This window comes from Glutamicibacter sp. AOP12-B1-11, from assembly GCF_052379245.1.
In the GTDB taxonomy this organism is placed as follows: Bacteria; Actinomycetota; Actinomycetes; order Actinomycetales; family Micrococcaceae; genus Glutamicibacter.
Map to the genome: position 1 here is coordinate 64398 of NZ_JBQSYL010000011.1, position 23037 is coordinate 87434.

At 59.9% G+C, this 23037-nt stretch carries 21 protein-coding genes; 12 read left to right on the top strand and 9 right to left on the bottom strand.

Annotated elements, in window-relative coordinates; translation table 11 throughout:
* Positions 1-116: 116 nt before the first annotated feature.
* Complete coding sequence (locus ACT3UQ_RS08380; RefSeq protein ID WP_105552826.1) at positions 117-725, bottom strand: NAD(P)-dependent oxidoreductase; 609 nt, start codon at positions 723-725, stop codon at positions 117-119.
* Positions 726-862: 137 nt separating this feature from the next.
* Here ACT3UQ_RS08380 and ACT3UQ_RS08385 point away from each other — a divergent pair, with 137 nt between their 5' ends.
* A complete protein-coding gene (locus ACT3UQ_RS08385) occupies positions 863-1174 on the top strand; it encodes a winged helix-turn-helix transcriptional regulator (RefSeq protein ID WP_308727279.1) in 312 nt (103 codons plus the stop codon).
* Between the two features lie 10 nt (positions 1175-1184).
* Here ACT3UQ_RS08385 and ACT3UQ_RS08390 read toward each other — a convergent pair whose 3' ends face one another.
* On the bottom strand, positions 1185-1943 hold the full coding sequence (locus tag ACT3UQ_RS08390) for an IclR family transcriptional regulator (protein ID WP_444636912.1): 759 nt from the start codon (positions 1941-1943) through the stop codon (positions 1185-1187).
* Positions 1944-2064: 121 nt separating this feature from the next.
* Here ACT3UQ_RS08390 and ACT3UQ_RS08395 point away from each other — a divergent pair, with 121 nt between their 5' ends.
* From ACT3UQ_RS08395 to ACT3UQ_RS08410, 4 genes are all read left to right on the top strand, one after another.
* Positions 2065-3453 (top strand): SLC13 family permease, encoded by a 1389-nt coding sequence (locus ACT3UQ_RS08395; RefSeq protein ID WP_444636913.1) that lies wholly within the window; start codon positions 2065-2067, stop codon positions 3451-3453.
* A 15-nt stretch (positions 3454-3468) separates the two neighbouring features.
* Positions 3469-4743 carry a CaiB/BaiF CoA transferase family protein gene (locus ACT3UQ_RS08400; protein ID WP_444636914.1) on the top strand — a complete coding sequence of 425 codons (1275 nt, stop codon included), beginning with the start codon at positions 3469-3471 and terminating at the stop codon, positions 4741-4743.
* On the top strand, positions 4743-5552 hold the full coding sequence (locus ACT3UQ_RS08405) for an enoyl-CoA hydratase/isomerase family protein (RefSeq protein ID WP_444636915.1): 810 nt from the start codon (positions 4743-4745) through the stop codon (positions 5550-5552). The genes ACT3UQ_RS08400 and ACT3UQ_RS08405 overlap by 1 nt, the downstream gene beginning before the upstream one ends.
* Positions 5553-5981: 429 nt before the next feature.
* Entirely contained in the window at positions 5982-7475 is a 1494-nt protein-coding gene (locus tag ACT3UQ_RS08410) for an aldehyde dehydrogenase family protein (protein WP_444636916.1), read from the top strand.
* A 220-nt stretch (positions 7476-7695) separates the two neighbouring features.
* Here the strand turns inward: ACT3UQ_RS08410 and ACT3UQ_RS08415 are convergent, their stop codons facing one another.
* Positions 7696-8385: an NUDIX hydrolase gene (locus ACT3UQ_RS08415; RefSeq protein WP_444636917.1), complete on the bottom strand. Its 690-nt coding sequence runs from the start codon at positions 8383-8385 to the stop codon at positions 7696-7698.
* Positions 8386-8606: 221 nt separating this feature from the next.
* Here ACT3UQ_RS08415 and ACT3UQ_RS08420 point away from each other — a divergent pair, with 221 nt between their 5' ends.
* The 3 genes from ACT3UQ_RS08420 to ACT3UQ_RS08430 all read left to right on the top strand — a co-directional run bounded on the left by ACT3UQ_RS08420 (position 8607) and on the right by ACT3UQ_RS08430 (position 12186).
* Complete coding sequence (locus ACT3UQ_RS08420; protein ID WP_105649755.1) at positions 8607-9743, top strand: acyl-CoA dehydrogenase family protein; 1137 nt, start codon at positions 8607-8609, stop codon at positions 9741-9743.
* A gap of 228 nt (positions 9744-9971) precedes the next feature.
* Positions 9972-11177: a substrate-binding domain-containing protein gene (locus tag ACT3UQ_RS08425; RefSeq protein WP_444636918.1), complete on the top strand. Its 1206-nt coding sequence runs from the start codon at positions 9972-9974 to the stop codon at positions 11175-11177.
* A gap of 229 nt (positions 11178-11406) precedes the next feature.
* On the top strand, positions 11407-12186 hold the full coding sequence (locus tag ACT3UQ_RS08430) for a 3-hydroxybutyrate dehydrogenase (RefSeq protein WP_444636919.1): 780 nt from the start codon (positions 11407-11409) through the stop codon (positions 12184-12186).
* A gap of 171 nt (positions 12187-12357) precedes the next feature.
* On the opposite strand, the gene ACT3UQ_RS08435 is transcribed toward ACT3UQ_RS08430, so the two are convergent.
* Positions 12358-13698: an MFS transporter gene (locus ACT3UQ_RS08435; RefSeq protein WP_105552832.1), complete on the bottom strand. Its 1341-nt coding sequence runs from the start codon at positions 13696-13698 to the stop codon at positions 12358-12360.
* A 158-nt stretch (positions 13699-13856) separates the two neighbouring features.
* On the opposite strand from ACT3UQ_RS08435, the gene ACT3UQ_RS08440 reads away from it, so the two are divergent.
* The 3 genes from ACT3UQ_RS08440 to ACT3UQ_RS08450 are packed head-to-tail and all read left to right on the top strand — an operon-like array spanning position 13857 to position 17395.
* Entirely contained in the window at positions 13857-14729 is an 873-nt protein-coding gene (locus tag ACT3UQ_RS08440) for a shikimate dehydrogenase (RefSeq protein ID WP_444636920.1), read from the top strand.
* Complete coding sequence (locus ACT3UQ_RS08445) at positions 14729-16579, top strand: bifunctional sugar phosphate isomerase/epimerase/4-hydroxyphenylpyruvate dioxygenase family protein (protein ID WP_444636921.1); 1851 nt, start codon at positions 14729-14731, stop codon at positions 16577-16579. Before ACT3UQ_RS08440 ends, ACT3UQ_RS08445 begins: the two co-directional genes overlap by 1 nt.
* Positions 16580-16624: 45 nt before the next feature.
* Positions 16625-17395, top strand: a complete 771-nt coding sequence (locus tag ACT3UQ_RS08450) for an IclR family transcriptional regulator domain-containing protein (RefSeq protein WP_105552986.1) — start codon at positions 16625-16627, stop codon at positions 17393-17395.
* 118 nt (positions 17396-17513) lie between these two features.
* Here ACT3UQ_RS08450 and ACT3UQ_RS08455 read toward each other — a convergent pair whose 3' ends face one another.
* A complete protein-coding gene (locus tag ACT3UQ_RS08455; RefSeq protein ID WP_444636922.1) occupies positions 17514-18575 on the bottom strand; it encodes a YeiH family protein in 1062 nt (353 codons plus the stop codon).
* A 71-nt stretch (positions 18576-18646) separates the two neighbouring features.
* Here ACT3UQ_RS08455 and ACT3UQ_RS08460 point away from each other — a divergent pair, with 71 nt between their 5' ends.
* Positions 18647-19561 carry a LysR family transcriptional regulator gene (locus tag ACT3UQ_RS08460; protein ID WP_105552836.1) on the top strand — a complete coding sequence of 305 codons (915 nt, stop codon included), beginning with the start codon at positions 18647-18649 and terminating at the stop codon, positions 19559-19561.
* Between the two features lie 16 nt (positions 19562-19577).
* On the opposite strand, the gene ACT3UQ_RS08465 is transcribed toward ACT3UQ_RS08460, so the two are convergent.
* The 4 genes from ACT3UQ_RS08465 to ACT3UQ_RS08480 all read right to left on the bottom strand — a co-directional run bounded on the left by ACT3UQ_RS08465 (position 19578) and on the right by ACT3UQ_RS08480 (position 22995).
* A complete protein-coding gene (locus ACT3UQ_RS08465; protein WP_444636923.1) occupies positions 19578-20825 on the bottom strand; it encodes an aminotransferase-like domain-containing protein in 1248 nt (415 codons plus the stop codon).
* Positions 20826-20972: 147 nt separating this feature from the next.
* Positions 20973-21374, bottom strand: coding sequence for a helix-turn-helix domain-containing protein (locus ACT3UQ_RS08470; protein ID WP_105552838.1), 402 nt, complete (start codon positions 21372-21374; stop codon positions 20973-20975).
* A gap of 44 nt (positions 21375-21418) precedes the next feature.
* The gene (locus ACT3UQ_RS08475; protein ID WP_258133500.1) at positions 21419-22309 is read right to left on the bottom strand and encodes a formylglycine-generating enzyme family protein; all 891 of its coding nucleotides are present in this window, start codon (positions 22307-22309) and stop codon (positions 21419-21421) included.
* A gap of 56 nt (positions 22310-22365) precedes the next feature.
* Positions 22366-22995: a TetR/AcrR family transcriptional regulator gene (locus tag ACT3UQ_RS08480; protein WP_444636924.1), complete on the bottom strand. Its 630-nt coding sequence runs from the start codon at positions 22993-22995 to the stop codon at positions 22366-22368.
* Between the last annotated feature and the right edge of the window lie 42 nt (positions 22996-23037).

The window sequence follows — 23037 nt, forward strand, 5'->3', positions numbered from 1 at the left end:
AAGTGAGCGATGACGTACTCAACCTTAGTCAACCAAGGCCGAAAGGTCAGATCGTTTCCCTGCCAGAGGAAGCGAGAGCCGAGCCTTCGGCCTTGGCTGGCCGGGCGGCTGGCGTTTTACTTTTCGCTGGCGACGGTGAAGCGGCGGTTGTCGTGCACCGGGGTGTCGATTTCGTCGAGGATCGCTACGGCGAAGTCCTGGGTGGAAACGAAGTCGCCGGCAGGGGAGTTGGTGCCGAGGGTGTAGTTGCCGGTGCGGGTGCCCGGTGCGATCACCGGGGCAGGTGCGGCCATGGTCCAGGTAATCCCGGAGACCGAGGTCAACATGTCATACACGGCGCCACTGCTGAGGGCTTCGGCCTTGTATTCTTCGGGGAATCCGGGGGTGTCGTAGAGGCGGACTCCGTCGACTTCGGTAGCGCCGGCGCCGCCGACAACGATCAGACGTGCCGGGACGAGGGTTTCGGTGATCTCCTCGAAGGCGTCAAGGTATTCCTGGTGGTCGCCACCGGTGCGCGATGGCGGCACGGAGATCACGACGACGTCGTGGTTCTTTCCCAGATCGCGGTAGGCGGCGGTATCGTCGAGCTTGGCGGTGACCGCACTGGTGCCTTCGACGGTTTTGCCGCTGCTGCTGACGGCGGTGACCTCGTGGCCGCGGCTCAATGCTTCAGAGGTGATCTGGCTGCCGACCATTCCGGTGGCTCCGTAGACTGCAATCTTCATGATGGTCCTCTCGTAGTTGTGTTCTTCGTGTTTATAGTATCCTTTAGATACCGACTACTTCAAAGGAACTTGGTTACCAAATGGATAGCGCCCTCACCTACAACGTGCTTGCGCAAGACTGTCCCTCACGTGAAATTATGCAACGTTTGGGGGATAAATGGACCCCTTTAGTGATGCTTAACTTAGCCAGCGGGCCGCTACGTTTCTCCGCGTTACGCCAGCGGATCGGTGCGGTGACGCCCAAGGTGCTGACCAGCACGCTGCGCACCCTGGAGCGCGATGGCCTGGTGGCTCGCACCGTCACGGCGCAGGTGCCGGTCCGGGTGGACTATGAATTGACCGATCTGGGTTCCAGCCTGCTTGAACCCATGGATGCCATCCGCATCTGGTCCGAGGCGCACGCGGCCAAGGTGCTGGCCGCCCGAGAAATCTTTGACGACCGACTGTAGCTGGAAGGCTCTAGTGCTGTCGGAGTCCGGATAGAGCGTGGCTGATGGCTTGAGCGGCTGTCACGAGGATTTTTCCATACGGGGTGAATTTGTCTTCGGTAATTCTGCTCGTCGGCCCCGAAACGGAGATGCTTGCTACGGGGTGGCCAGCGGCATCGACGACTGCTGCGCCGAGGGAAGTGATGCCGTCACTGCGGCCTTCCACGTTGATCGAGAACCCGCGTTCTTGAATTCTAGTCAACTCTGTCAATACTTCGTGACTCTCGGTCAGGGTACTTGAAGTTCTCGCCTCAAGTGGTTGTGAAAGATAGTTGTCGACCACGTCGCGGGATGCTGCCGCTAGGTAGGCGAGGCCCGTCCCTGAAGCGTGCATGGGTAGTGCTGTGCCCAGGGCCAAGAACGCGCGCAAGGTATGCGAGGAATCCAATCTCTCGACGACGATCATATTTCTGGCGTCCGGTATACAGAGGTGAATTGTTTCGGACGTAGCGGTTTGCAGTTCATTTAGGTGATTGATCGACAGGTCGCGAATGCTGCCACGGATTCCCGTGCGAGCTGCGACCGCGTACGCGTGGAAGGTCAGTGACCATTGCGAAGCGGGCGGGGGGCTTTGCTCCAGCCACCCCAATTCCTTCAGTGTTGACAAGGAGCGCAATGCGGTCGCCTTGGAGAGGCCTAATTCCCTAGCTAGATCGGATAGACCGACTGGCTGGCTTGAAGAAACGCATTCGATTATTCGAATCGCGTTGGCGACGCTTTGTGTACTCATGGCACCAGTCTATCGACCCATTGACCAGCAAGCTCCCTGTGAGCTACGCTACACATGATCTTAATAATGAACCATCGGTTCACTTAGTGAACCGAGCGATTATGGTTGAAGGAGGTGCGCCATGGAGGCCCAAATCATTGCACTAGCGATCTTTTGTGGAATCTTTACCTTGGCGACGCTGCGCAAAGTTCACCTTGGCGTGATCATGTTTGCGGCAGCCGCAGGAGTAGGCATCTGGCTTGCTGATATGAAGCTTAGTGAGGTCGTTGACGGGTTCCCCGTTTCCATCTTGGTCCTCTTAGTGGGAGTGACGTACTTTTTTGCAATTGCCCAAGCCAACGGAACCGTGGACAAGATTATCGACCGGGCGGTGGCGCGGGTTGGGGACAGGTCTGCGATTCTCCCATTTGTGTTCTTCGCGATTACGGCCGGAATTTCCGCCATGGGTTCGCCCTTGGCCGGATTGGTAATGACTCCTGTCGGGATGCCGCTGGCGAAAAAGTATGGAATTGACCGGATGCTTATGGGCCTGGCAATCGGCTGCGGACTCAGTGCCGGTGGCTTCGCTCCAACGAGCTTGTTCGGCATCGTCACTTATGGAACCGCGCATGCGGTCGATATCGATTTGAATCCGCTGGTACTTTTCGCCGTGGCATTGGTCGCGAATCTGGTATTGCTCTGTGCTGCATTCCTCATGTTTGGTGGGCTCAAGCTCGTCCATGCTGACAAAGGAGCAGCGCTAGCACTCGAGGATCGAGCGCAGTTTTCAAAGACCGGGCAGCTTCCCAATCATCCTTACGAAAGTGAAGGGTACATAGCCCGCTCCCAGTTTACGACCCACAAAATTATGGAGCGGGAGGAACAGGGCGGAGTAGCGGCTGCAAGCGCCGTCTCATTATTCACGGGGACTCAGCGAATAACGATCGTGTGCATGGCCGGACTAATTGTCAGCGTCGTGTCGTTGGCCGTTGCTGGTCGAGATCCGGACATCGGTATTCTTTGCTTCGTTTTTGCAAGTGTGATGACACTGGTCGACCCGATCACTGGGAAAAGCGCGGTTGGAAAAATCGACTGGTCAACTGTGCTTCTGGTGGGCGGAATTATTACCTTCGTAGGTGTCCTGCAAAACATGGGTGCGGTGGATCTCTTGGGTGCGGCAGCCAGTCAAATCGGAACACCCCTTGTCGCAGCATTGTGTATCTGCATTATCGGTGGCTTGATCTCAGCCTTCGCTTCGACAACCGGCATGCTAGCTGCGCTAGTTCCTCTTGCCATTCCTCTGGTTTCCAACGGTGGCCTTGCCGGTTGGGCGGTTATCGCAGCGTTGGGTGTCTGCTCGTCCATCGTGGATGTATCGCCGTTTTCTACCGTAGGGGCGACTCTAGTTGCAACAGTCGACGAAGACGAACGGCCTCGCATGAACAAATTATTGACTCGCTGGGGCCTCTCAATGGTCGTCGTTGGGCCTCTTGCCCTAGTCGGAGCGCTGGTAGCTCCAACTATGTTTTAGATTTAGAAAGGACTAATGATGCTACCTTTGGAAGGCATTAAAATCGTTGACTTGAGCAGGGCTCTTGCTGGACCTTACTGCACGGCGATGCTCGCAGACTTTGGTGCTGAGGTGATCAAGGTTGAAAGCCTCGGATCCGGTGATCCTTCTAGGAACTGGCCTCCGTTTGATGCTGATGGTCGAAGCTTGTACTACGAATCGATCAACAGGAGCAAACGCTCTCTAACCATCGATTTCTACTCTGATAAGGGGCGCGAGATCCTTTCGCGGCTCATTCGCGAGGCCGACGTATTGGTGGAGAATTTCAAATTCGGAACCCTGTCTAAAATGGGATTTTCCGAGAACGAACTGGAATCACTAAATCCCGATCTGCTCCTAGTATCGATTAATGCATACGGATCAGAGGGACCGTTGCGTGATTTGCCGGGGCTCGACCAAGTAATACAGGGGGCCTCCGGAATTACTTCAGTCACCGGACCGCAAGGAGGATCGGGGTATAGAGTCGGGTTGCCAATTGTCGATATTACCTCGGGAATGAATGGTGCTTTCGCCGTTGTGACAGCCTTGTTGGGCAAGTCTCGCGGAATCCAGTCTTCGCGCGTGTCCACTTCGTTGCTGGAATCAGCACTGGGGCTATCTGTATTCCAAGGGCAACAAGCTCTGACCTTGGACGAGGCCCCTGAAGCCCAGGGCAATAGTCACCCCTCGATTGCGCCCTATGGAGCGTATGACACGGCAAGTGAACCAATAATCGTTGCGGTGTCGACCCCTAAGCATTGGAGCCGTTTCACAACGATTCTGGGGACAAAGGAGTGGCTATCGGATCCGCGTTTCGCAACTGGCGAAGCCCGGTCTCGGCACCGGGTGGAACTCGACGAACTAATCAAGGCGACGCTTTGCCGTAAAAAAGCCAATTACTGGATTGAAATGTTCCGTGAATCAGGTATTCCCAGCGGTCCAATCAACGATTATCGCCAAGCGATTCGTTCCGAACAAGCAGGTGCTTTGGGCATGGTTCAGTGTGTGCCTCGGAAAGACGGGTCGGAAATTGAACTGATCCGGAGCCCCATGAGCATCGACGGCAAAACCCTGTGCATTCGGAATGCAGCACCGTCATTCGGGCAGCATTCTGTAGGTATCCTACAAGAACTCGGGATGGATCCCGGCGAAATTGCCGAATTACATGCCCAAGGAGTGATCGGGATTGGACTAGGTGCTGAAGAGGTACTAAATGCTCTCTGCCCGGCGACAGAGGCAACCCCGCTTGCAACTATTGGGGAGACACTCTGATGACTGGTCAGCAAGAATCCGCACACGCGGTCGGTTCGATCGAGTTGAATAAGTCTAATGGGATAGCGACGGTTTCGATTGCTAACCCGAGGAAACGAAACGCATTGACCCAAAGCATGTGCATTGGAATTGCAGATGCGATGAGTGCGCTGGACCGCGACCCGGAAGTTGTCGTCATCGCGTTGAAGGGCAGCGGCTCTGATTTTTCAGCTGGCGCCGCATTGCAAGATCTGGAACAGGTTCTCTTTTCTGCTTCAGCCAATGAGGGGACCGTGGATTACCTGAGCCGTGCCGATGAAGCCATTGGAACTGTGCGCAAGCCAACGATTGCAGTGGTGGAAGGCATCTGCATGGGAGGTGGGTGGCAGATCGCCAGTGCTTGCGACATGGTTCTTGCCTCCTCCAATGCTCGTATTGCAATAACTCCTTCTAAGCTTGGGATCTTGTATCCGCGTGCCGGAGTCGAACGGTTGGTGAGAAGAGTCGGGGCCGACCGTGCCAAGTACTTACTGTTTACGGCCAACGAAGTAACTCCGGAGCTGGCCGAGCGCTGGGGGTTAGTGACTGAACTTATCCCTGCATCGGCATTTGCTGAGACTGTAGAAGCGCGACTTGGAACTGTTGCCAAGCGCTCCCAATTCTCGATCGTGAATATTAAAAAACTCATTGATCAACCAGCGGGTCCTGATCGGGAACGAACCTGGAATGCAGCCTGGCAAGAATTCCAAGGGCATGATGATCTGGCAGTTGGACGGGCCGCATTCAAATCCGGGTACCGGCCCGAGTTTCTCTGGCGGGTCAGCGACTAACAACACCTGTTGGTCGAACCCGCTCGTGTCTGTGAATTAACTTGACTCGGCTGAACCGGCCCAGAGGGCGTGGTTAGAGCGATCCAAAAAGTCAGAAGCCCTTCAATTTGCGGCTTGGGGAATTTTGGGAATCGGTGGCGACAGAGCACCATTGCTTTGGATCTCAAATGCAGGCCAGAGCGGACTATGAGCTGACGAATTTGGGCCGTAGTCCGCTCTAACCCATGGATGCCATTCGCATCTGGTCCGAGGCGCACGCGGCCAAGGTGCTGGCCGCACGAGAAATCTTTGACGATAAATAAGCCTCCTGCCGAGGCAAATTCAGCTGTTCGATTAGTTCCTTGATCGCGGCGGACATCCCACGAACAATGAGTGCGAAGAGCTCGATTCGCTGTGGCGCGAAGCGCCGCACTGTGGGAAGGAAGATCCATGACCAACCAGGCAGTATCCAGCCGACCAAATTTCCTTGACCAGCTTCCGGCGCAACTATTCATCGCCGGGCAATGGCGCGATGGGCGCAGTTCTTCCGTTCTGGTCACCCGCAACCCGTTCGACGACGCGGTGCTGGCAGAAATCCGCCAGGCTTCCACCGAGGATGTAGACGAGGCTTATTCGAGCGCAGCTCAGGCCCAACGCGATTGGGCCGCGCTCATTCCGGCCAAACGTGCTGCGGTCCTCACCAAGGCTGCGGACTATCTGCAAGCCAACTACGATGACCTGGTTGCGCTGCTAGTGGCCGAATCCGGTTCATCGGTGCTCAAGGCCAACGTGGAGGTATCTGGCACGATCTCCGCAACGCGTGAGGCCGCCACCTTCCCGACTCGGGTGCACGGCCAGATCCTGCCGTCGAACAGTGCGGGTAAGGAAAACCGTGTTTACCGCGAACCGGTGGGCGTAGTGGGCGTGATTAGCCCGTGGAACTTCCCGATGCTGCTTTCCCAGCGCTCGGTGGCCCCTGCCCTGGCGCTAGGCAACTCGGTGGTGCTCAAGCCGGCCAGCGACACACCGCTGGTTGGCGCGCTGGTGCTGGCCAAGGCCTTCGAAGCAGCCGGGATCCCGCGGGGCGTGTTCAGCGTGGTTGTTGGTTCAGGCACCGAAATTGGGGACCACTTTGTGGCGCACAGCGTTCCTTCGTTGATTTCCTTCACTGGGTCCACCCCGGTGGGGAAAAACGTCGGCAAGCTCGCCGTTTCGGGCAAGCATATGAAGCGGGTCGCGCTGGAACTTGGCGGCAACGCACCATTTGTGGTGCTCGCCGACGCCAACCTCGAACAAGCGGTCCGCGCCGCTGCCATGGGCAAGTTCCTGCATCAGGGGCAGATCTGCATGGCAATCAACCGAATTATCGTTCAAGCCCCGGTCTATGACCAGTTCGTCGAGCAGTTCGCCGCCCATGCAGCCACCATCAAGTACGGTGATGCGGCGGAGCCCGCAAATGTGGTGGGCCCAATTATTAACGACGCGCAGCTGGCAAGCGTGCAGGGAAAGATCGCGCAGGCTCGAAACGAGGGAGCCCGCGAGGTGCTCTCCGGCGAGGTCGTAGGCAGAGTGGTGCCGCCGCATGTTTTCGCCGATGTCACCAGTGAGATGGAACTGTTCCGTGAGGAGATCTTCGGCCCGGTGGTTGGCATCACTAGGGCCGAAGATGAGGCGCATGCGCTCGAACTGGCAAATGACACCGAATTCGGATTATCCAGCGCGGTATTCACCACCGATATTGAGAAGGGTGTGCGCTTTGCCCGCGGGATCAAGGCGGGAATGACCCACATCAATGACATCACCGTGAATGATGAACCACATGTGATGTTCGGTGGGGAGAAGAACTCCGGATTGGGCCGCTTTAACGGTGAGTGGGCTATCGAGGAATTCACCACCGACCATTGGGTCGGAGTGCAGAGCACCGATAGGCAGTACCCATTCTAGGGATTGCCAAGGATCCTTCGAATGGCCAAGGGTCCCCGGAGCGGTGGTTCGTGCGCTCCGGGGCCTCGACGAGCAGGCACATGTGCCTGCAAGGAATGCGGTAGTCAATAACGGAGTGTGAGAACTCCCGCGGGAGTTTGTGGAGCCCGAACTCCTGCCCCGTCGCCAGGGGTTCGGGCAACGGTACTGCGCCAGCCAAGGGGTACCGGGCCAGGCGCGGCTAGCTTGTGCGTTCCTTCTTGGAATCCGCGGCCGGTGGCATGCGCTGGGGCCGGACCGTGACGATGGGCGCTTGCGAGCTCATGGCGGCTTCAACGGTTTCAAACGCCGCAAGGTTGCGCAGGGTTGTGCGGGTGGGGGTCATCAAGCCCACCTCGCCGCGCTCGTAGGCGGAGAACAGCTTGGCGGGCTGGACCCATTCGGAGTTTGAGGCCTCGGTGGTCTGGTGCATGGGTGCTTGTCCAGGCTGCACCTGGGCCACGTAGAAAAAGGTGTCGAAGCGTTTGGGATTATCCGGCGGCGTGATCCAGTTCGCCCACGGACGCAGCTGGCTCACGTCCAAACGCGCGCCGGTCTCTTCGAAGATCTCGCGGCGGGCGGCGGCCAGCAGGGTTGCCGCATCGAGGATGGCCTGCTCTTCGCCGTCTTCCCAGATGGAGGAATCCTCCCAAAGCCGTGCGTGCTCGATGGCCAGCGCTTGCGCGATATTCCCCGATTGCGCCTCGGCCAGATCTTGAGCATCGACCCGACCACCGGGATAGACAACCATGCCGGCGGCGAAGTCCATGGTGGAAACCCGGTGTTGGATGAACACTTCCAAGCCTTCGTTTCCCTCGCGAATCATCAGGACGCTTGCGGCACGTCGCGGCGTCACCGGCTGCTTATTCGGGTCAGTAGAGGCGGAATCCATAAGTCCAAGTATGGCCGAGAACCGAAACGGAACCGCGCACTGTGACGATTGGGTGTTCCCCGGGACTGCCGAGAGCGGCGCGAAAGGTTTTCTTGACGCGGTGGCCATACCTCGCATTACGAGAGTGAATCTCGGGGTAATTTCCCGCTGCTGCCATCCAAAATCCTTCGCCATGGCTGTAGTGTGAGTCACAAGTAGCGGTGGTCAGATAGGGGTTAGCGATGTTTGAACTAAATGAGGAGCAACGCGAGCTGGTGGAGGCGGTGCGCGAATTTGCTGCGGAGAAAATCGCTCCGCATGCCCTGGAGTGGGACGAGAAGCAGCATTTCCCCGTCGATGTGCTTGCCGAAGCCGGCGAATTGGGGATGGGTGGCATCTACGTCAGCGAAGCCTATGGCGGTTCCGGGCTGAGCCGCAGCGACGCGGTGCTGATCTTTGAAGAACTGTCCAAGGCTTGCCCCACCATTGCGGCCTATATCTCCATCCACAATATGGTGGTGTGGATGATCGACAGCTTCGGCACCGAGGTGCAACGAGCCCAGTGGCTGCCGGGCATGGTGGCGATGCAGGACCTGGGATCCTATTGCCTGACCGAACCCGGGACCGGATCGGACGCTGCGGCGCTGACTACCAGTGCGGTCCGGGATGGCGATGAATACGTGCTCAACGGGGTCAAGCAGTTCATCTCCGGTGCGGGTTCGTCAGCGCTCTATCTGGTGATGGCCCGCACGGCCGATACCGGCGGGCGGGGGATCAGCGCCTTCTTGCTGCCCGCCGACGCGCCGGGGCTGTCCTTCGGGGCCAAGGAGAAGAAGATGGGCTGGAATGCGCAGCCTACCCGTCAGGTCATCATGCAAGACGTGCGGATCCCCGTCGAGAACTTGTTGGGTGCCGAAGGAGATGGCTTCACCATTGCGATGCGCGGGCTCAATGGTGGCCGGCTGAATATCGGTGCCTGCTCGATCGGCGGCGGCCAGCTGGCCCTGGAGAAATCCGTGGCCTACCTCAAGGAGCGTGAGGCCTTTGGCGGTCCGCTCACGCGCCAAGAGGCCCTGGTCTTCAAGCTGGCCGACATGGATATGGAATTGGAAGCGGCGCGCACGCTGCTGCGCCGGGCGGCGGCAGCCTTGGACGCGCAGACCTCCGACGCGCTGCGGCTGTGCGCGATGGCGAAGAAGGTGGCTACCGATGCCGGGTTCAACGCGGCCAATGCCGCGATCCAATTGCATGGCGGTTATGGCTACCTCAGCGAGTACGGGCTGGAAAAGATCGTCCGTGATCTGCGCGTGCATCAGATCCTGGAAGGCACGAACGAAATTATGCAGCTGATCGTGGGGCGCGGGCTGGTCGATTCCTAGGACCTGAAATCACTGGCAGCACCGGGTGCCGCCGCGCACGATGGCTTTGCAAAAGCGCACACCCTTTTATGGTTTCCGTGCCTCAGATCCGTTGACTCCTGCGACAGGTCGCCATAGTTTGGGGGTGTAACCAGAATCGCGGTTCGGGTTTTGTGCAAACGTGCACCGCACAATCTGACTTCGGGGCCAGCTGCAACAAGGGAAGCCCCACGAGGAAAGGCATCATTCGTGAATCGAACCGGCAAGGTTTTGACTGCGCTGTCCCTCGGCGCAGTAATGGCCTTGACTGCCTGCGCGCCCACCGCGGAACCCGGGAGCAACGGCGCTGCTGGGCCCGGGGCAGCCGAAGACTCGGTGAACATTGGGATCATCTACTCCAAGACCGGCCCGCTTGCTGCCGAGGGAGATGCCTACCTCGAAGGCTTGCAGGCGGGACTCGATTACGCCACCGATGGTACGGGCAGGGTGGGGGACTTCGAACTGAACATCACCTACCACGACGACGGCGGCGAGGCGGACCAGGCCGCCGCGGTAGCCGGCGAGCTGGTCGGCAAGGACTACAAGGTCCTGGCCGGAGCGGCCTCCTCGGAGATCGCGCTGAAGCTTGCCGGCCTGGCGGCCCAGGACAAGGTGCTCTACATTTCCGGCTTGGCCGCGACGGATGCCATCAGCGGCGCCAACAAATACACCTTCCGCTCTGGACGCCAGTACATGCAGGACGCGGCCACCGCCGGCACCTTCCTTGATGATGTGAACGGCAAGAAGATCGCCGTTTTCACCCAGGACAACGCGTTCGGGCAGGAACATCTCGCAGCGGCGGAAGCGGTCCTAGGGATGCAAGGCGCCAATGTCAGCAACATTCTCGTGCCCGAAGACGTCACCGAATTCGCACCCTTCGCCCGGCAGCTGGTGGATGCAAAGCCCGACCTCATCTACGCGGCCTGGGCCGGAGCCTCCTCCGGTTCCATGTGGCAGGCGTTGGACCGGCAAGGAGCGTTCGACATTGCTCCCATCGTCACCGGGCTGGGCGAGGTAACAACCTTTGGTGCCTTCGGCGGCGCGGGTGAGAAGATCTCCTTCTTCAGCCACTACTTCCCGGGCGCTGCAGGCACCGACGTTGAACAAGAGATGATCTCCTCTGTTGCGGAAGCGGGCAAAGTAGCTGGCCAGTTCTCCCCGGATGGATTTGTGGCAGGGCAGATGATTGCCCGGGCCGTGGGCGAAGGCGGCAACGACGTGGAGCAGATGGTCACCGCCTTGGAAGGCTGGAGCTTCGAAGGACCCCAGGGCGAAACCACCGTGCGCGCCTCGGATCATGGATTGGTGCAGAACATGTACCGGGTGTCCTTGGCCAGGGAGGGCGAGAATTGGATCCCGGAACTGCTGGAGACCGTGCCGGGCGAGGACATCGCCCCGCCCGAGATCGTCAACTAGTCTTCGCGAGCCACGCAGTGTCCTGCTCGGAGTCAGGCCATGCGGCGGGTTGAATTCGGTTCTCCCGAAGTGTTCCGTGGCCAGTGCATGAAAAACGTTGAGGGGCGTGTCCGGGGGTACATGTTTCGCATCCCCGAGGTCCTCGATGAGGTGATTGAAGAAAAGGCGAATTTATTGTCCGTGCGTTGCTATCAATCGACGCGCAACCGACTGCGGAGGGTTGAGCCACATGGCCGAAATAAAGACACAGCACGGGCCGGTTGGCGGTGCATTGTCCGGACGTACCGCGTTGGTCACCGGGGGTGCTTCGGGGATCGGGCTGGCCTGTGCCAGAAGGCTGAGCGCCCAAGGTGCAGCAGTCACCGTCGCGGATCTGAACGAGCAGGCAGCCAGCGCGGCGGCAGACGAGCTGGGCGGCAAGGCCTGGGCGGTGGATCTGGCCGATACCAAGGCGCTGGAAGAACTCAGCCTGGATACCGACATTCTGGTCAATAATGCCGGGGTGCAACGTGTTGCGCCGATCCACGAATTTGATCCCGAGGCCTGGCGGCTCATACACCGGCTGATGCTCGAATCCCCATTCCTGCTCATCCGTGCGGCATTGCCCGGCATGTATGCGCGCGGGTTCGGGCGCATCATCAACGTCTCCAGCGTGCACGGCATTCGAGCCAGTTCGTTCAAGAGCGCCTATGTGTCGGCCAAGCACGGGTTGGAGGGACTGTCCAAGGTCACCGCGTTGGAGGGGGCGGAGCATGGGGTGACGAGCAACTGCGTCAACCCCGGCTACGTGCGCACCGCCCTGGTGGAGAAGCAGATCCGAGATCAGGCGCAGCTCCATGGCATCGCCCCGACCGAGGTCGTGGAGAAGATCATGCTCACCGAAGCGGCGGTCAAGCGGCTGGTGGAGCCGGAGGAAGTGGCATCCTTGGTGTCCTGGCTGGCCCAGGATGAGGCGGGGATGGTCACCGGCGCCTCCTATGCCATGGACGGCGGGTGGAGCGCCCGATGAGTACCGCCGGCGACCGTGCCGAAACGGTGGCTGGCCCATTACGCGGTCGGGACGCACCGCTGCGGCGGCGAATCCGAAGTGTTCTGATTTGTGGCTGAACACAGCAAAAAGCGAGGCCTTGCTCCCGTTCTCCGGGGAGCCGAGCCTCGCTTACTTGCTGCCTGGCGAGTGCTACTTTCGCACGAGCTCGGCAGTGGTACCCAGCTGCGCGGTTGGCACCCGGTAGGTTTCCTTGGCGGTCAGCGCCGAGATCGCCGCGATGAGCGCGATTCCCGCGGTGAAGAGGCTGATCTTGACCCAGCCGCCAGGTTCCAGGCCGCCCATGGCCGCCACGATGGACGGTGCGAAGCCGGCCATGAGGAAGCCGAGCTGGGTGCCGATGGCCAGGCCGGAGAAGCGCACCTTGGAGGAGAACATCTCGGCATAGAAGCTTGGCCAGACCGCGTTGGCCGCGGAGTAGGCGCAGGAGAAGACCACCAGGGACAGCACGAACTGCAGCACCGTGTTGTCGGTTTCCATGCTGCGCAGGTAGAACGGCATGGCTGCCGCCGAGGCGAGCGCACCGTAGATGAACACCGGCTTGCGGCCAATGGCATCGGCCAGCATGCCGAACAGCGGCTGGGTGAGCAGCGCGCCGATATTGCCGGCAACCACCAGCCACAGCGTGATCGAGGCATCGATATTGCCGATGTTCTTGCCGTAGGAGATGGCCAGGGTCCCGTACACGGTGGATACCGCGGCGATGAAGGCGCACAGCACCACGCGCAAGACGTCTTTCCAGTGGAACTTCAGCAGTACCGCCAGCGGCAGCTTGGCGATGTTATTGCTCTTCTTGGCTTCTTCGAATTCCGGGGTCTCGTGCAGCGAGCGGCGGATGAAGAAGGTCACCAGCACCACAACGGCCGAGAGCCAGAACGGGATGCGCCAGCCGATGCCGTACTTGATGTCATCGGGCAGCGCCACCACGGGAATGAAGATCAAGGCCGCGAGGATCTGGCCGCCCTGGGTGCCGGTCAGGGTCCAGGAGGTGAAGAAGCTGCGTCGGCGATCCGGTGCGTGCTCCAAGGTCATCGAGGAGGCGCCGGCCTGCTCGCCGGCCGCGGAGAGGCCCTGGCAAAGCCGGGCGAGGACCAGCAGGATCGGGGAGAGCCAACCGACCTGGTCGAAGGTTGGCAGGCAGCCGATCGCGAAGGTCGAGGCGCCCATGAGCACCAGCGTGAACATCAGCACCTTCTGGCGCCCGATGCGGTCCCCGAAGTGGCCGAGGACGACCGCGCCAATGGGCCGGGCAACGTAGGCGAAGCCGAAGGTGGCCAGCGACATCACCGAGGCATTGGCATCCGCGTCGGGGAAGAAGATGTGCGGAAAGATCAGTGCCGCGGCGGAGCCGAAGATGAAGAAGTCGTAGTATTCAACTGCGCTTCCCATGAAACTGGCAACAGCCGCCTTGACGGGGGTGCGTTTCCCGGTGCCGGGCACCTCGGACGCCGACGGTTCACGTGTGGATGGCATCGGAAAACTCCTTTGTTTGCTGAGTGACGAACGCTGAAAACATAAACAGTGTGCGCTATACGTACAGTTGTACGGAATGTGTACGTTGATATAGAGTAGATGCAAATCACAGCTGAGGCAATACCTGCGTCAAGCATGACGGAAAGTTGGGTAATACGGTGAGCACTCTTACGCAGTCATATCTAGTTGGACTCATAGGCGATGGCGTGGTGCCGTCGCTGACCCCGCCCATGCACGAGCGGGAAGCAGATGCGCATTCGCTGCGGTACCTCTATCGCCCCATCGATCTCACGGTTCTTGACCGCCCCGGCGAAGATGTGGGGAAGTTATTGAAGGCCGGTGCCGAGTTGGGATTTAACGCCTTCAACATCACCCATCCCTGCAAGCAATTGGTGATCGAGCACCTGGACGAGATCAGCGACAATGCCAAGGCCATCGGCGCGGTCAACACGGTGCTCATCAAAGACGGTAAATTCCATGGCTACAATACCGATGCCTCCGGATTCGGTTGGGCAATGGCTACCGGGCTTCCCGGAGCAGCCCTGGGCAAGGTGCTGCAACTCGGTGCGGGAGGAGCCGGCGCGGCCGTCGCCTTTGCGCTGCTCGACGCCGGAGTCAAGGAACTGTTCCTGGTCGATCCGGATATCTCCCGGGCTAGCGAGCGAGCCAAGGAACTGGCCCTCCACTTCCCGAATGCCAGCATTACTCCGGCCAGCCCCGAAGAAGCGCCGGCGCTGCTGGCGAAGGTCGATGGGCTGCTCAACGCGAGCCCCATTGGAATGCATCACCACCCTGGGCTTCCCCTTGATATTTCCGGGCTCCACTCCCGGCAGTGGGTTGCCGACTGCGTGTATCGCCCCGTGGATACCGAACTGATCACCGCGGCCCGCGACCTTGGCTGCAGGGTGATGGACGGCGGAAATATGGCGGTCGGCCAAGCGGTGGATGCCTTCGGCATTATCACCGGGCTGACCCCCGATGCGGCACGGATGCGCGCCCATCTGCTAGAGATGCTGGAAGCAGGACTCTAATGCGCACCTCAATCGCCACGGTGTGCCTCTCGGGCACGCTGGAAGAAAAGATGCTCGCCTGCGCCAAGGCAGGTTTTGACGGAATCGAAATCTTCGAGCAAGACCTCACCGTCAGCCCCATGTCGCCTGAGGAAGTCAAGGCACTTGCCCACCGTTTGGGGCTGACGCTGGACCTGTTCCAGCCCTTCCGCGACTTCGAAGGCGTAGAAGAAGAAATACTGCTGGCAAATCTGCGCCGCGCCGAAGCGAAATTCCAGCTCATGCAACGGTTGGGCATGGATCTCATGCTGCTCTGCTCGAACGTGGGAACCGCGACCATCGATGATGACAAGCTGTTCGCCGAGCAGATTCGCCGATTGGCGGATGTTGCCGCCCGCTACGGGGTGCGCATCGCCTACGAGGCGCTGGCCTGGGGCAAATATGTGGACACCTACCAGCACTCGTGGGAGATCGTGAAGCTGGTGGACCGCGAGAATGTGGGGCTGTGCATCGATAGTTTCCATATACTTTCCCGCGGGGATGATCCGGCGCAGATCGCCCGGATTCCGGGGGAGAAGATCTTCTTCGTCCAGCTTGCGGACGCCCCGGTCCTGACCATGGATATCTTGTCCTGGTCCCGCCACTACCGGGTGTTCCCCGGTGAGGGCGGCTTCGAGCTGGATGCGTTCCTGGGCCACCTGGTGCGTTCGGGGTACTCCGGAATTGTTTCGCTCGAAATTTTCAATGATGTATTCAGGCAATCGAATGTCGAGCTGACCGCCGTAGACGGGCTGCGTTCGTTGATCTGGCTGCAGGCTCGCACGGCAGCCCTGCTCGGAAGCGACGCGCAGGACTACCCGCTGGAACTTGATGCACTGCCCGGAGCCCAGCAAGCCCTCGGGTTCGACTTCGCCGAGATCCGCACCGAAGACCCAGAGCTGATCGCCGGAATGCTCGCCCAACTGGGATTCTCGTTCCTCGGCCAGCATCGGCGCAAACCGGTGCAGCTCTGGTGCGCCGGAAACGCACGGATTATCGTCAACTCGCAACGCAGCCGCGGGGTGACCGCAACCGTCTCCGGCCTCGGCGTGCAGGTTCCGGACCCGGTCGCCGGGCGTGCGCGCGCAACCGACTTGCTGGCCAAACCGGTGCTGCGGCACCACACCAGGGACGAGCAGGAACTTGCGGGATTCAGGGCCCCGGATGCCACCGAAGTGTTCTTCGGATCGGTTGCCGGGACAAGCCTGTGGGAAACCGAATTCGGCGCGCACCGCCAGGCACCCGAGGAAGCGCAGCGCGGGGGCATCACCGGGATCGACCATATAAACCTCGCCCAGCCGTGGCAGGCTTTTGACGAGTCGGTGCTGTTCTATACCAGCGTGCTGAATTTGCAGGCAAGGCCTGGAACCGAGGTGCCAAGCCCCATGGGCCTGGTCCGTTCCCAGGTGCTGCGCACAGAGGATGGCTGCGTGCGGCTTGCCCTGAATATTGTGCCCAAGGGGCTCGAAGCGGCGATCGAAAGCCATCACGAATACCCCGAGCACGTTGCCTTGCATACCGATGATGTGGTGGCCTTGGCGCGCCGGGCACAGCGGGCCGGCATGGAATTCCTGCAAGTTCCGGCCAACTACTATGAGGACCTGGCCGCCCGATTCAGCATTGATGAGCGGTCGCTGGCCACGCTGAAGGAGCTGAACCTGCTGTACGACAGGGATGAGCACGGAGAATTCCTGCATTTCTACACCGCCACGGTAGGCAACATGTTCTTTGAGGTGCTGGAACGCCGTGACGGCTACGATGGCTATGGGGCTCCTAACGCCCCGGTTCGCCTCGCAGCGCAATTCGAGCACAATCGTTTCGACCGGCATTAGGCATGTGAGCGGCAAGATAACTGAGTGAAAATGGGGACCCCTATCGTGGCGGAGCAGCCTGACTATTACGTTAAGTCGGCGGAGAAGACCTTGGCGGTGCTTCTTGCGTTCAAAGGCGAAAACTCGGCCCTGACGGTCTCGCAGGTGGCAGCGGCTACCGATCAGACGCGTGCCTCTGCCCGCAGGTTCTTGCTCACCCTCGTTGACCTGGGATACCTCGCGGTCGTTGGGAACACCTACCAGCAGACTCCACGAGTGCTGGATGTGGGCGCTTCGTACCTTTCGGGTCTCACCTTGCCGCGTGCAGCGATTTCACACCTGCAGCGATTGGCTCGCGAGCTGGATGAAACCACTTCCCTATGTGTCCTCGAAGGCCAAGACATCTTGTACGTGGAGCGGGTTTCGGCTCCGCGCCTGCATCAGATGAACGTCTCGATTGGCAACCGGCTCCCGGCCTGGGTCACCTCGATGGGTCGCGTGCTGATCGCGAACCTGACCGCCGGAGAACGCGAAGATTTCTTGCAGGGCATTGAACTGCGCAGCTACACCGAGCATACGGTGGGCAGCCTGGAGGAGTTGCGCGCGGAACTGGAACGAGTAGCGGAGCAGGGCTGGTCGCTGGTCAACCAGGAGCTTGACGAAGGGCTGCGCGGGTTGGCGGTGCCGGTGCGCCGTGGAAACCAACTGCTCGGAGCGCTGAACGTGTCGGTACAGTCGGGCCGCGCCGATGCGTCGACGATTTCCGAAACCATGCTCCCGGCCTTATTTCGCACGGCGAAGGATATCGCAGGCGACTTCGGAGGCCGGGTGGACTAGCCTCGCCGGTCAAGATCATCGGCGTCATCCGCCCGCAAGTATTCTCGGCAAGGACACCGTTGGCCGCGCTGGAAGCGGGGCCCGTGACCTGTTCGGGGCAGATGTCTGGACCTCGGGCCTATGCGGGCGGGTAGAGCATGGTTCCACCAGCAGCGACGCATACGATGATCAGCGTGCCGAGCAAGCCCAGGAGCAACGCTTGGCCACCGGATTTCACGATGCTGCGGAGGTGCACACCAAGGCCGAGCGCAAACATCGCGGCCGCAAGCAGCAACGTCTGTACGCTCTGCGCAATCGAGAGGGCGGAATCTGGGAGCAGGCCGGTGGTGCGCAACAGCATGGCAGCGATGAATCCCAGGACAAAAAGTGGCACGAGCGGAGGATTCTTGCCGCCTTCTACCGAGTGCTTGCGGCGCATGTAGATACCGAGCCCGGCGATGATCGGGGCCAGCAGGGCTACGCGTGCGAGCTTCACGGTCACTGCCACCGCCAGGGCCGCGGCGCTCACCGAACCGCCGGCGGCTACAACCTGGGCAACCTCATGCGTTGAAGCGCCGATTAGCATTCCGGTGCTGCGATCGTCCAGGCCTAGCAGGGCTCCGAGCAATGGCATGGCAGGAATCATCAGCGTTCCGAAAAGCACGACCAAACCGATTGCGGTGGCCACTTGAGCCTGCTTGGCCCGTGTCACGTTTTCGGCCGCCGCCACCGCAGCCGCGCCGCAAATCGAAAATCCGGTGGCGATCAGTAGGCGTTGCGGTAGATCCATGCCCATCTTGCCGCCAATCCACAACGTCAGCGCAAAGGTGACGGAGACGGAGAGGAAAACTACCAGCAGAACTCCGGGGCCCAAGCCGAGGATCGTCCCAATCGAAAGCTGCAGACCCAGCAGCACGATACCCATTCGCAGGAGTTGTTTCGAAGCGATGGCTATGCCCGGATCCAGCACCTGCGGGACCGGTGCGACATTGCGCCACACTGCGCCGAGGATGATCGCCAGCAAGAGCGCGCTGAGCCCGTTGAGGAATTGACTGGCGAATATGCACAGTAAGCCGGTGGCCAGGCAGGCCGCGAGACCGGGGAGCACCATCCGGAGTTTGCCTACCGTCGGTGGATGGGGGGAGGAGTTTGCGGGACTGTGCTGCTCATTCATTCCCGGGGCCTGACTGTTCTGTGGCATATATTCAACTTCTCACGCGAGCCTTGCGGCCGGTATTCCTTGATTCGCTATCACGGGCATATGATCATGATATGGATCAGCATTCGAATGTCATGCAGGATATCGCCCAATGGATCCAGGTCTCATCGCTGACCTTGCTGGTAGGCATCGCGGACCATGGCAGCCTCAGCGCCGGGGCGCGGGCTACCGGGATTGCGCAGCCTAACGCCACGCGGGCGCTGAAAACCCTCGAGCGTCGCTTGGGCTATCCGCTGGTCATCCGGAAGACTACCGGCTCAACGTTGACAGCCGAGGGCGTGCTCACGGTGCAGTGGGCTCGGGAGGTGCTCATTTCGCTGGAAAACCTGGCTGCCGGGGCACGCACGCTCGCCACGCCGGGAGAATCCGAGCTCGCATTCGGCGCCAGCATGACCGTGGCCGAATACCTCGCACCAACGTGGATCGGCACGCTGCATCGGAGGTTTTCGAAGGTCAAGCCGCGGATGCGGATCATGAACTCGCAAGATGTAATCTCGGCGGTTCAAAACGGCGAAATGAACTTCGGCTTCGTCGAGACACCTGAAGTTCCGCGGTCTCTGCGCTATCACAAGGTATGGAGCGATGAGATGGTGGTGGTTACCGCCCCATCGCACCCATGGGCACAACGCACAACGCCGCTCGGTCTCCATGAGCTGCAGAGCACGCCGCTGATCGAACGCGAGGACGGTTCTGGCACAAGGGCGTTTTTGGACTATATCGCCCACGTTGAACGCCCCGAACCGATCGCTGAGTTCAACAGCAACTCAACGATCTGCCAGTGCGTGGCCGCGGGCATGGGTCCGGCGGTACTGAGCCAGCTCGCCGTCGAGAGTCAGCTGAGGCTTGGGAATCTAGTTGAGATCCCCTTCGACGGGCCGAGCCTGCTCCGTGAATTTCGTGCGATATGGGTACACAGCCACTCGCTGAGCCCCACGGAGCAGGCCTTGCTGGACATCGCCAGCGCCTAGCGCCCGGCGGATCCAGCTACTTCTGCAGCTTCGAAATCTCGGTTTCCAGCAGCGCCGACAAACGACGCACACCCTCGGTGATCGTCTGTTCATCCACCGCGCAAAAGGCCAGGCGCAGCTTGTGATGCGCCGATTCCGAGGAGCTAAATGCGGCACCGGGAATGAAGATCACACCGGCTTTCACGCCTTCCTGCAACAGCTCATAGGTATCGATTCCGGCCGGAAGGGTCAGCCAGATAAAGAATCCGCCCTCGGGGTGCGTATGGGTGATCTCTGCCGGAAGATATTCGGTCAAGGCTTCGAGCATTGCATCGCGTCGCGAACGGTAGAGCTCGTTGTAGGTCTGGATTTGCCCGCGCCAGTCATGCTCTTCGAGGTAGGCGCTGATGATCATCTGATTGAGCGTTGGCGGGCACAGCGCCACCGCCTCGCCAGCCAGGTAGAAACGGCGGAACAGGTGAGTTGGTACCGCGGCCCAGCCGATGCGCAACCCAGGGGAGAGGATCTTGGAGAAGGAGCCCATATAGATGACGTTCTGCTCGTCTAGGCTGCGCAGGGTCGGGGCGGCTTCGCCTTCGTAGCGCAGCATCCCGTAAGGATTGTCTTCGAGGATCAGCACGCCTTCTTCGCGGCAGATGTCCACGATTTCTGGGCGCCTCTCGGCGGCCAGCGTGATGCCAGAAGGGTTGTTGAAGTTCGGAATGGTGTAGAGGAATTTGATCTTTTCGCCGGCCGCACGCAATTCTTGGATCTTTGTCCGTAGCGCGTCCGGAACCAAACCGTTTTCGTCGGTGAGCACCGGGGCTGCCTTCACCTGATAGGCCTCGAAGGTGTTCAGCGCGCCCACGTAGGTAGGGTCTTCGCACAGTACCGTGTCGCCGGGGTTGCAGAATACCTTGCAGGCCATGTCCTGCGCCGACTGCGAACCGTTGGTAATGACAACGTCTTCTACCGAAACGTTGGTAATTCCCTCGGCTGCCATGACTTCGAGAATCTGCGACCGCAATTCTGGAGTACCCAGTCCCGAGCCGTACTGCAATGCGACATGGCCCTGTTCGGTGATGATCCGCTTGGAGATCTCGCCAATCTTTTCAAGTGGCAGGACCTGGAGGTAAGGGTTGCCGCCGGCCAGCGAAACCAGCGAAGGATCCAACGACAGCTCGAAGACGTCGCGTACCGCGGACTGCTTGATCCCGGCAGCTCTATCGGAGAAAAGCGTTTCGTGCGTCGTGCGCAGTGCGTCGACTGGCTGGTGCGTTGACATGGTCCTCCTCGACCGGCATCTGCCCGTGGGTAACGGGAAGAACAATTGTGCATGCGGTGGCATGCGAGCAAAGTTTTCTATTAGGCTACTTTGGTATTCCAGCAGGAAATTTACCAGATGACAAGAACCGGCGCCTTGTATTTGGTGCTATTCCTTGTTTTCGGACCCCGCTGCCGGGCGCTGATCCAGCCAGGCTTGAACGTCGCTAGGTCGGATGCGTCGGTGCGTTCCGCGATACTCCACCGGAATAATGCCCGAATCGGCCAGCTTGCGCAGGTAGGAATTCGAGATCCCAGCCATCTGCGCGGCCTGCGAGGTGTTGAGCAATAATTCGGTTGTCCCGATGCTGACGGACTCGCCTGCCGCGAATCGATTGAGCACCTCAAGTAACGCGTCATGGGCGTCCTTGGGTAGCTGCAGTGCCGTGCCATTGACGAAGACCGTAGTGTCGCTGGACTCCGCTAGGGCGCGATGCAGCCGCTGCGTAGTTTTCTCATCCAGCGCTTCAAAGGTGCGAACCCGACCAAGGGCGGAAGTAGGTGATGCCATGTATTCATCTTGCCCGAAGTGAGGTGTGGTGGCGAGCGACTGGCCTAGGCGGGCAGGCCAACTGTTCGGAAACCTGTGTTGCTGCTGGCGGAATCGGCCGTGTTGTAGCTTCGGGCGGAAACTCGATATCGATTGCAGTAAGATTCGTGGCAAAGGTGGGATCCTCCGCGCATGACCCGACCCCGTCCGATAGTTGGCCCCTGGGGGTTTAGCTCCGGGCTATTGCGATAGTACTTGGGCAGGAACCAATCCTGGCACCACTCCCAGACGTTGCCAGCAATATCGAGGAGTCCCAGCGGATTCGGTGGAAAACTGCCCACTGGTGAAGTTCCGAGATAACCGTCTTGCAAAGTGTTTTCTCGCGGGAAATTGCCTTGCCAAATATTGCATTGGTGGACCGAATCCGGGGTGAGTTGATTTCCCCATGGGTAGCGTTGCCCTGGCTTTAGTCCGCGAGCGGCATATTCCCACTGCGCTTCGGTGGGCAGGGTTCTGCCGCTCCAATGACAGTAGGCTAAGGCATCGTTCCAAGAAACCTGCACGACGGGGTGATCTGGCAAATCCTGCCAGTGGGAGCCTGAACCAGTGGGGTGACGCCAGCTGGCGTTGCGCACGCCCAGCCACCAGTCGGTACCTTCCACCTTCCCCATGACCTCCTTCGCAGGTGCATTCAGGTAGGCATGGAAAACAGCCGAGTAGCCAAGTTGCTCTGACTCTGTGACGTATCCAGTGGCTAGTGCGAATCGCGAGAACTCGGTATTGGTAACCGGGGATGCATCCATGTTGAACGTTGGCAGCGATACCCGGTGAACCGGACGCTCGCCATCGGCGGGATACCCCTCATCAAAGTGGTCGCCCATCATGAAGGTGCCGCCTGGCACGTCGACCAGCCGCATCGGCCGGTCGCTCATGATTGTGCAGGCCGGTATCTGCATAGCATCTGCCGGTGGGCTAGGTGTCGGTTCATTGCGTCGAGGCGCGCAGCAAGCCATCAGCTATCCGAAGAGTTTGTTTGCGAGTGCAATAAGAACTTGATGGTGGCGCATAGCTGGTCGATGAGCAGTGCGGAGCGATCTAGGTCGGGATCCGAAAGATGCTGAAGGTTGATGCCGTCGATGCTGGCGATTAGCATGCGGGAGACTGTCTCAACGTCAGCTTTCAAAACGGTGTTCGAGCTGGTGGCGGCCTTGCGGAAAACAGCGCTGGTGGACTGAACCCATGCCTCATACATTGACCGGTTGATCTTGTTGGATGCAGCAATGTCTTCGGGGTCGGCAAGGCGAGTGGTGCGTAGCAGCAGCTCGAAGGTCGTGACCTGTTCATGAGGTGCGTTGAGCATGCGCCGCCAGACGCGATGTATGTGCAGGTCTACGGCTTCGTCAAGGCCCACGGATTCAGGTATTGGGTCCAGATCACGAGCGTAGTCGCGGCTGAGGTGGTTATAGACCTCGTCTAGCAGGTCATCTTTGCTGCGAAAGCAATAATGTAGCGCGGCTAAGGGCGCACCGGCCTCGGTGGCGATGCGCCGGGTGGTGGCTGCTGCGATCCCTTCCGAGGCAATTACGCGTGCCGCTGCTTCGATGAATTGCCTGCTGCGGTCTTCAACTGATATGCGCGCCATAGTTCCTGTCCCAAATCACTACTGTCTTTTGGACTCTAGCCG

Excerpts from the sequence above, each read along its gene's own strand:
- ACT3UQ_RS08380 (WP_105552826.1), bottom strand. The coding sequence starts at position 725 with ATGAAGATTGCAGTCTACGGAGCCACCGGAATGGTCGGCAGCCAGATC.
- ACT3UQ_RS08430 (WP_444636919.1), top strand. The coding sequence starts at position 11,407 with ATGGCCGAAATAAAGACACAGCACGGGCCGGTTGGCGGTGCATTGTCC.
- ACT3UQ_RS08475 (WP_258133500.1), bottom strand. The coding sequence starts at position 22,309 with ATGCAGATACCGGCCTGCACAATCATGAGCGACCGGCCGATGCGGCTG.
- ACT3UQ_RS08465 (WP_444636923.1), bottom strand. The coding sequence starts at position 20,825 with ATGTCAACGCACCAGCCAGTCGACGCACTGCGCACGACGCACGAAACG.
- ACT3UQ_RS08435 (WP_105552832.1), bottom strand. The coding sequence starts at position 13,698 with ATGCCATCCACACGTGAACCGTCGGCGTCCGAGGTGCCCGGCACCGGG.
- ACT3UQ_RS08480 (WP_444636924.1), bottom strand. The coding sequence starts at position 22,995 with ATGGCGCGCATATCAGTTGAAGACCGCAGCAGGCAATTCATCGAAGCA.
- ACT3UQ_RS08410 (WP_444636916.1), top strand. The coding sequence starts at position 5,982 with ATGACCAACCAGGCAGTATCCAGCCGACCAAATTTCCTTGACCAGCTT.
- ACT3UQ_RS08395 (WP_444636913.1), top strand. The coding sequence starts at position 2,065 with ATGGAGGCCCAAATCATTGCACTAGCGATCTTTTGTGGAATCTTTACC.
- ACT3UQ_RS08455 (WP_444636922.1), bottom strand. The coding sequence starts at position 18,575 with ATGCCACAGAACAGTCAGGCCCCGGGAATGAATGAGCAGCACAGTCCC.
- ACT3UQ_RS08390 (WP_444636912.1), bottom strand. The coding sequence starts at position 1,943 with ATGAGTACACAAAGCGTCGCCAACGCGATTCGAATAATCGAATGCGTT.
- ACT3UQ_RS08385 (WP_308727279.1), top strand. The coding sequence starts at position 863 with ATGCAACGTTTGGGGGATAAATGGACCCCTTTAGTGATGCTTAACTTA.
- ACT3UQ_RS08400 (WP_444636914.1), top strand. The coding sequence starts at position 3,469 with ATGATGCTACCTTTGGAAGGCATTAAAATCGTTGACTTGAGCAGGGCT.
- ACT3UQ_RS08470 (WP_105552838.1), bottom strand. The coding sequence starts at position 21,374 with ATGGCATCACCTACTTCCGCCCTTGGTCGGGTTCGCACCTTTGAAGCG.
- ACT3UQ_RS08405 (WP_444636915.1), top strand. The coding sequence starts at position 4,743 with ATGACTGGTCAGCAAGAATCCGCACACGCGGTCGGTTCGATCGAGTTG.
- ACT3UQ_RS08420 (WP_105649755.1), top strand. The coding sequence starts at position 8,607 with ATGTTTGAACTAAATGAGGAGCAACGCGAGCTGGTGGAGGCGGTGCGC.
- ACT3UQ_RS08460 (WP_105552836.1), top strand. The coding sequence starts at position 18,647 with ATGGATCAGCATTCGAATGTCATGCAGGATATCGCCCAATGGATCCAG.
- ACT3UQ_RS08415 (WP_444636917.1), bottom strand. The coding sequence starts at position 8,385 with ATGGATTCCGCCTCTACTGACCCGAATAAGCAGCCGGTGACGCCGCGA.
- ACT3UQ_RS08445 (WP_444636921.1), top strand. The coding sequence starts at position 14,729 with ATGCGCACCTCAATCGCCACGGTGTGCCTCTCGGGCACGCTGGAAGAA.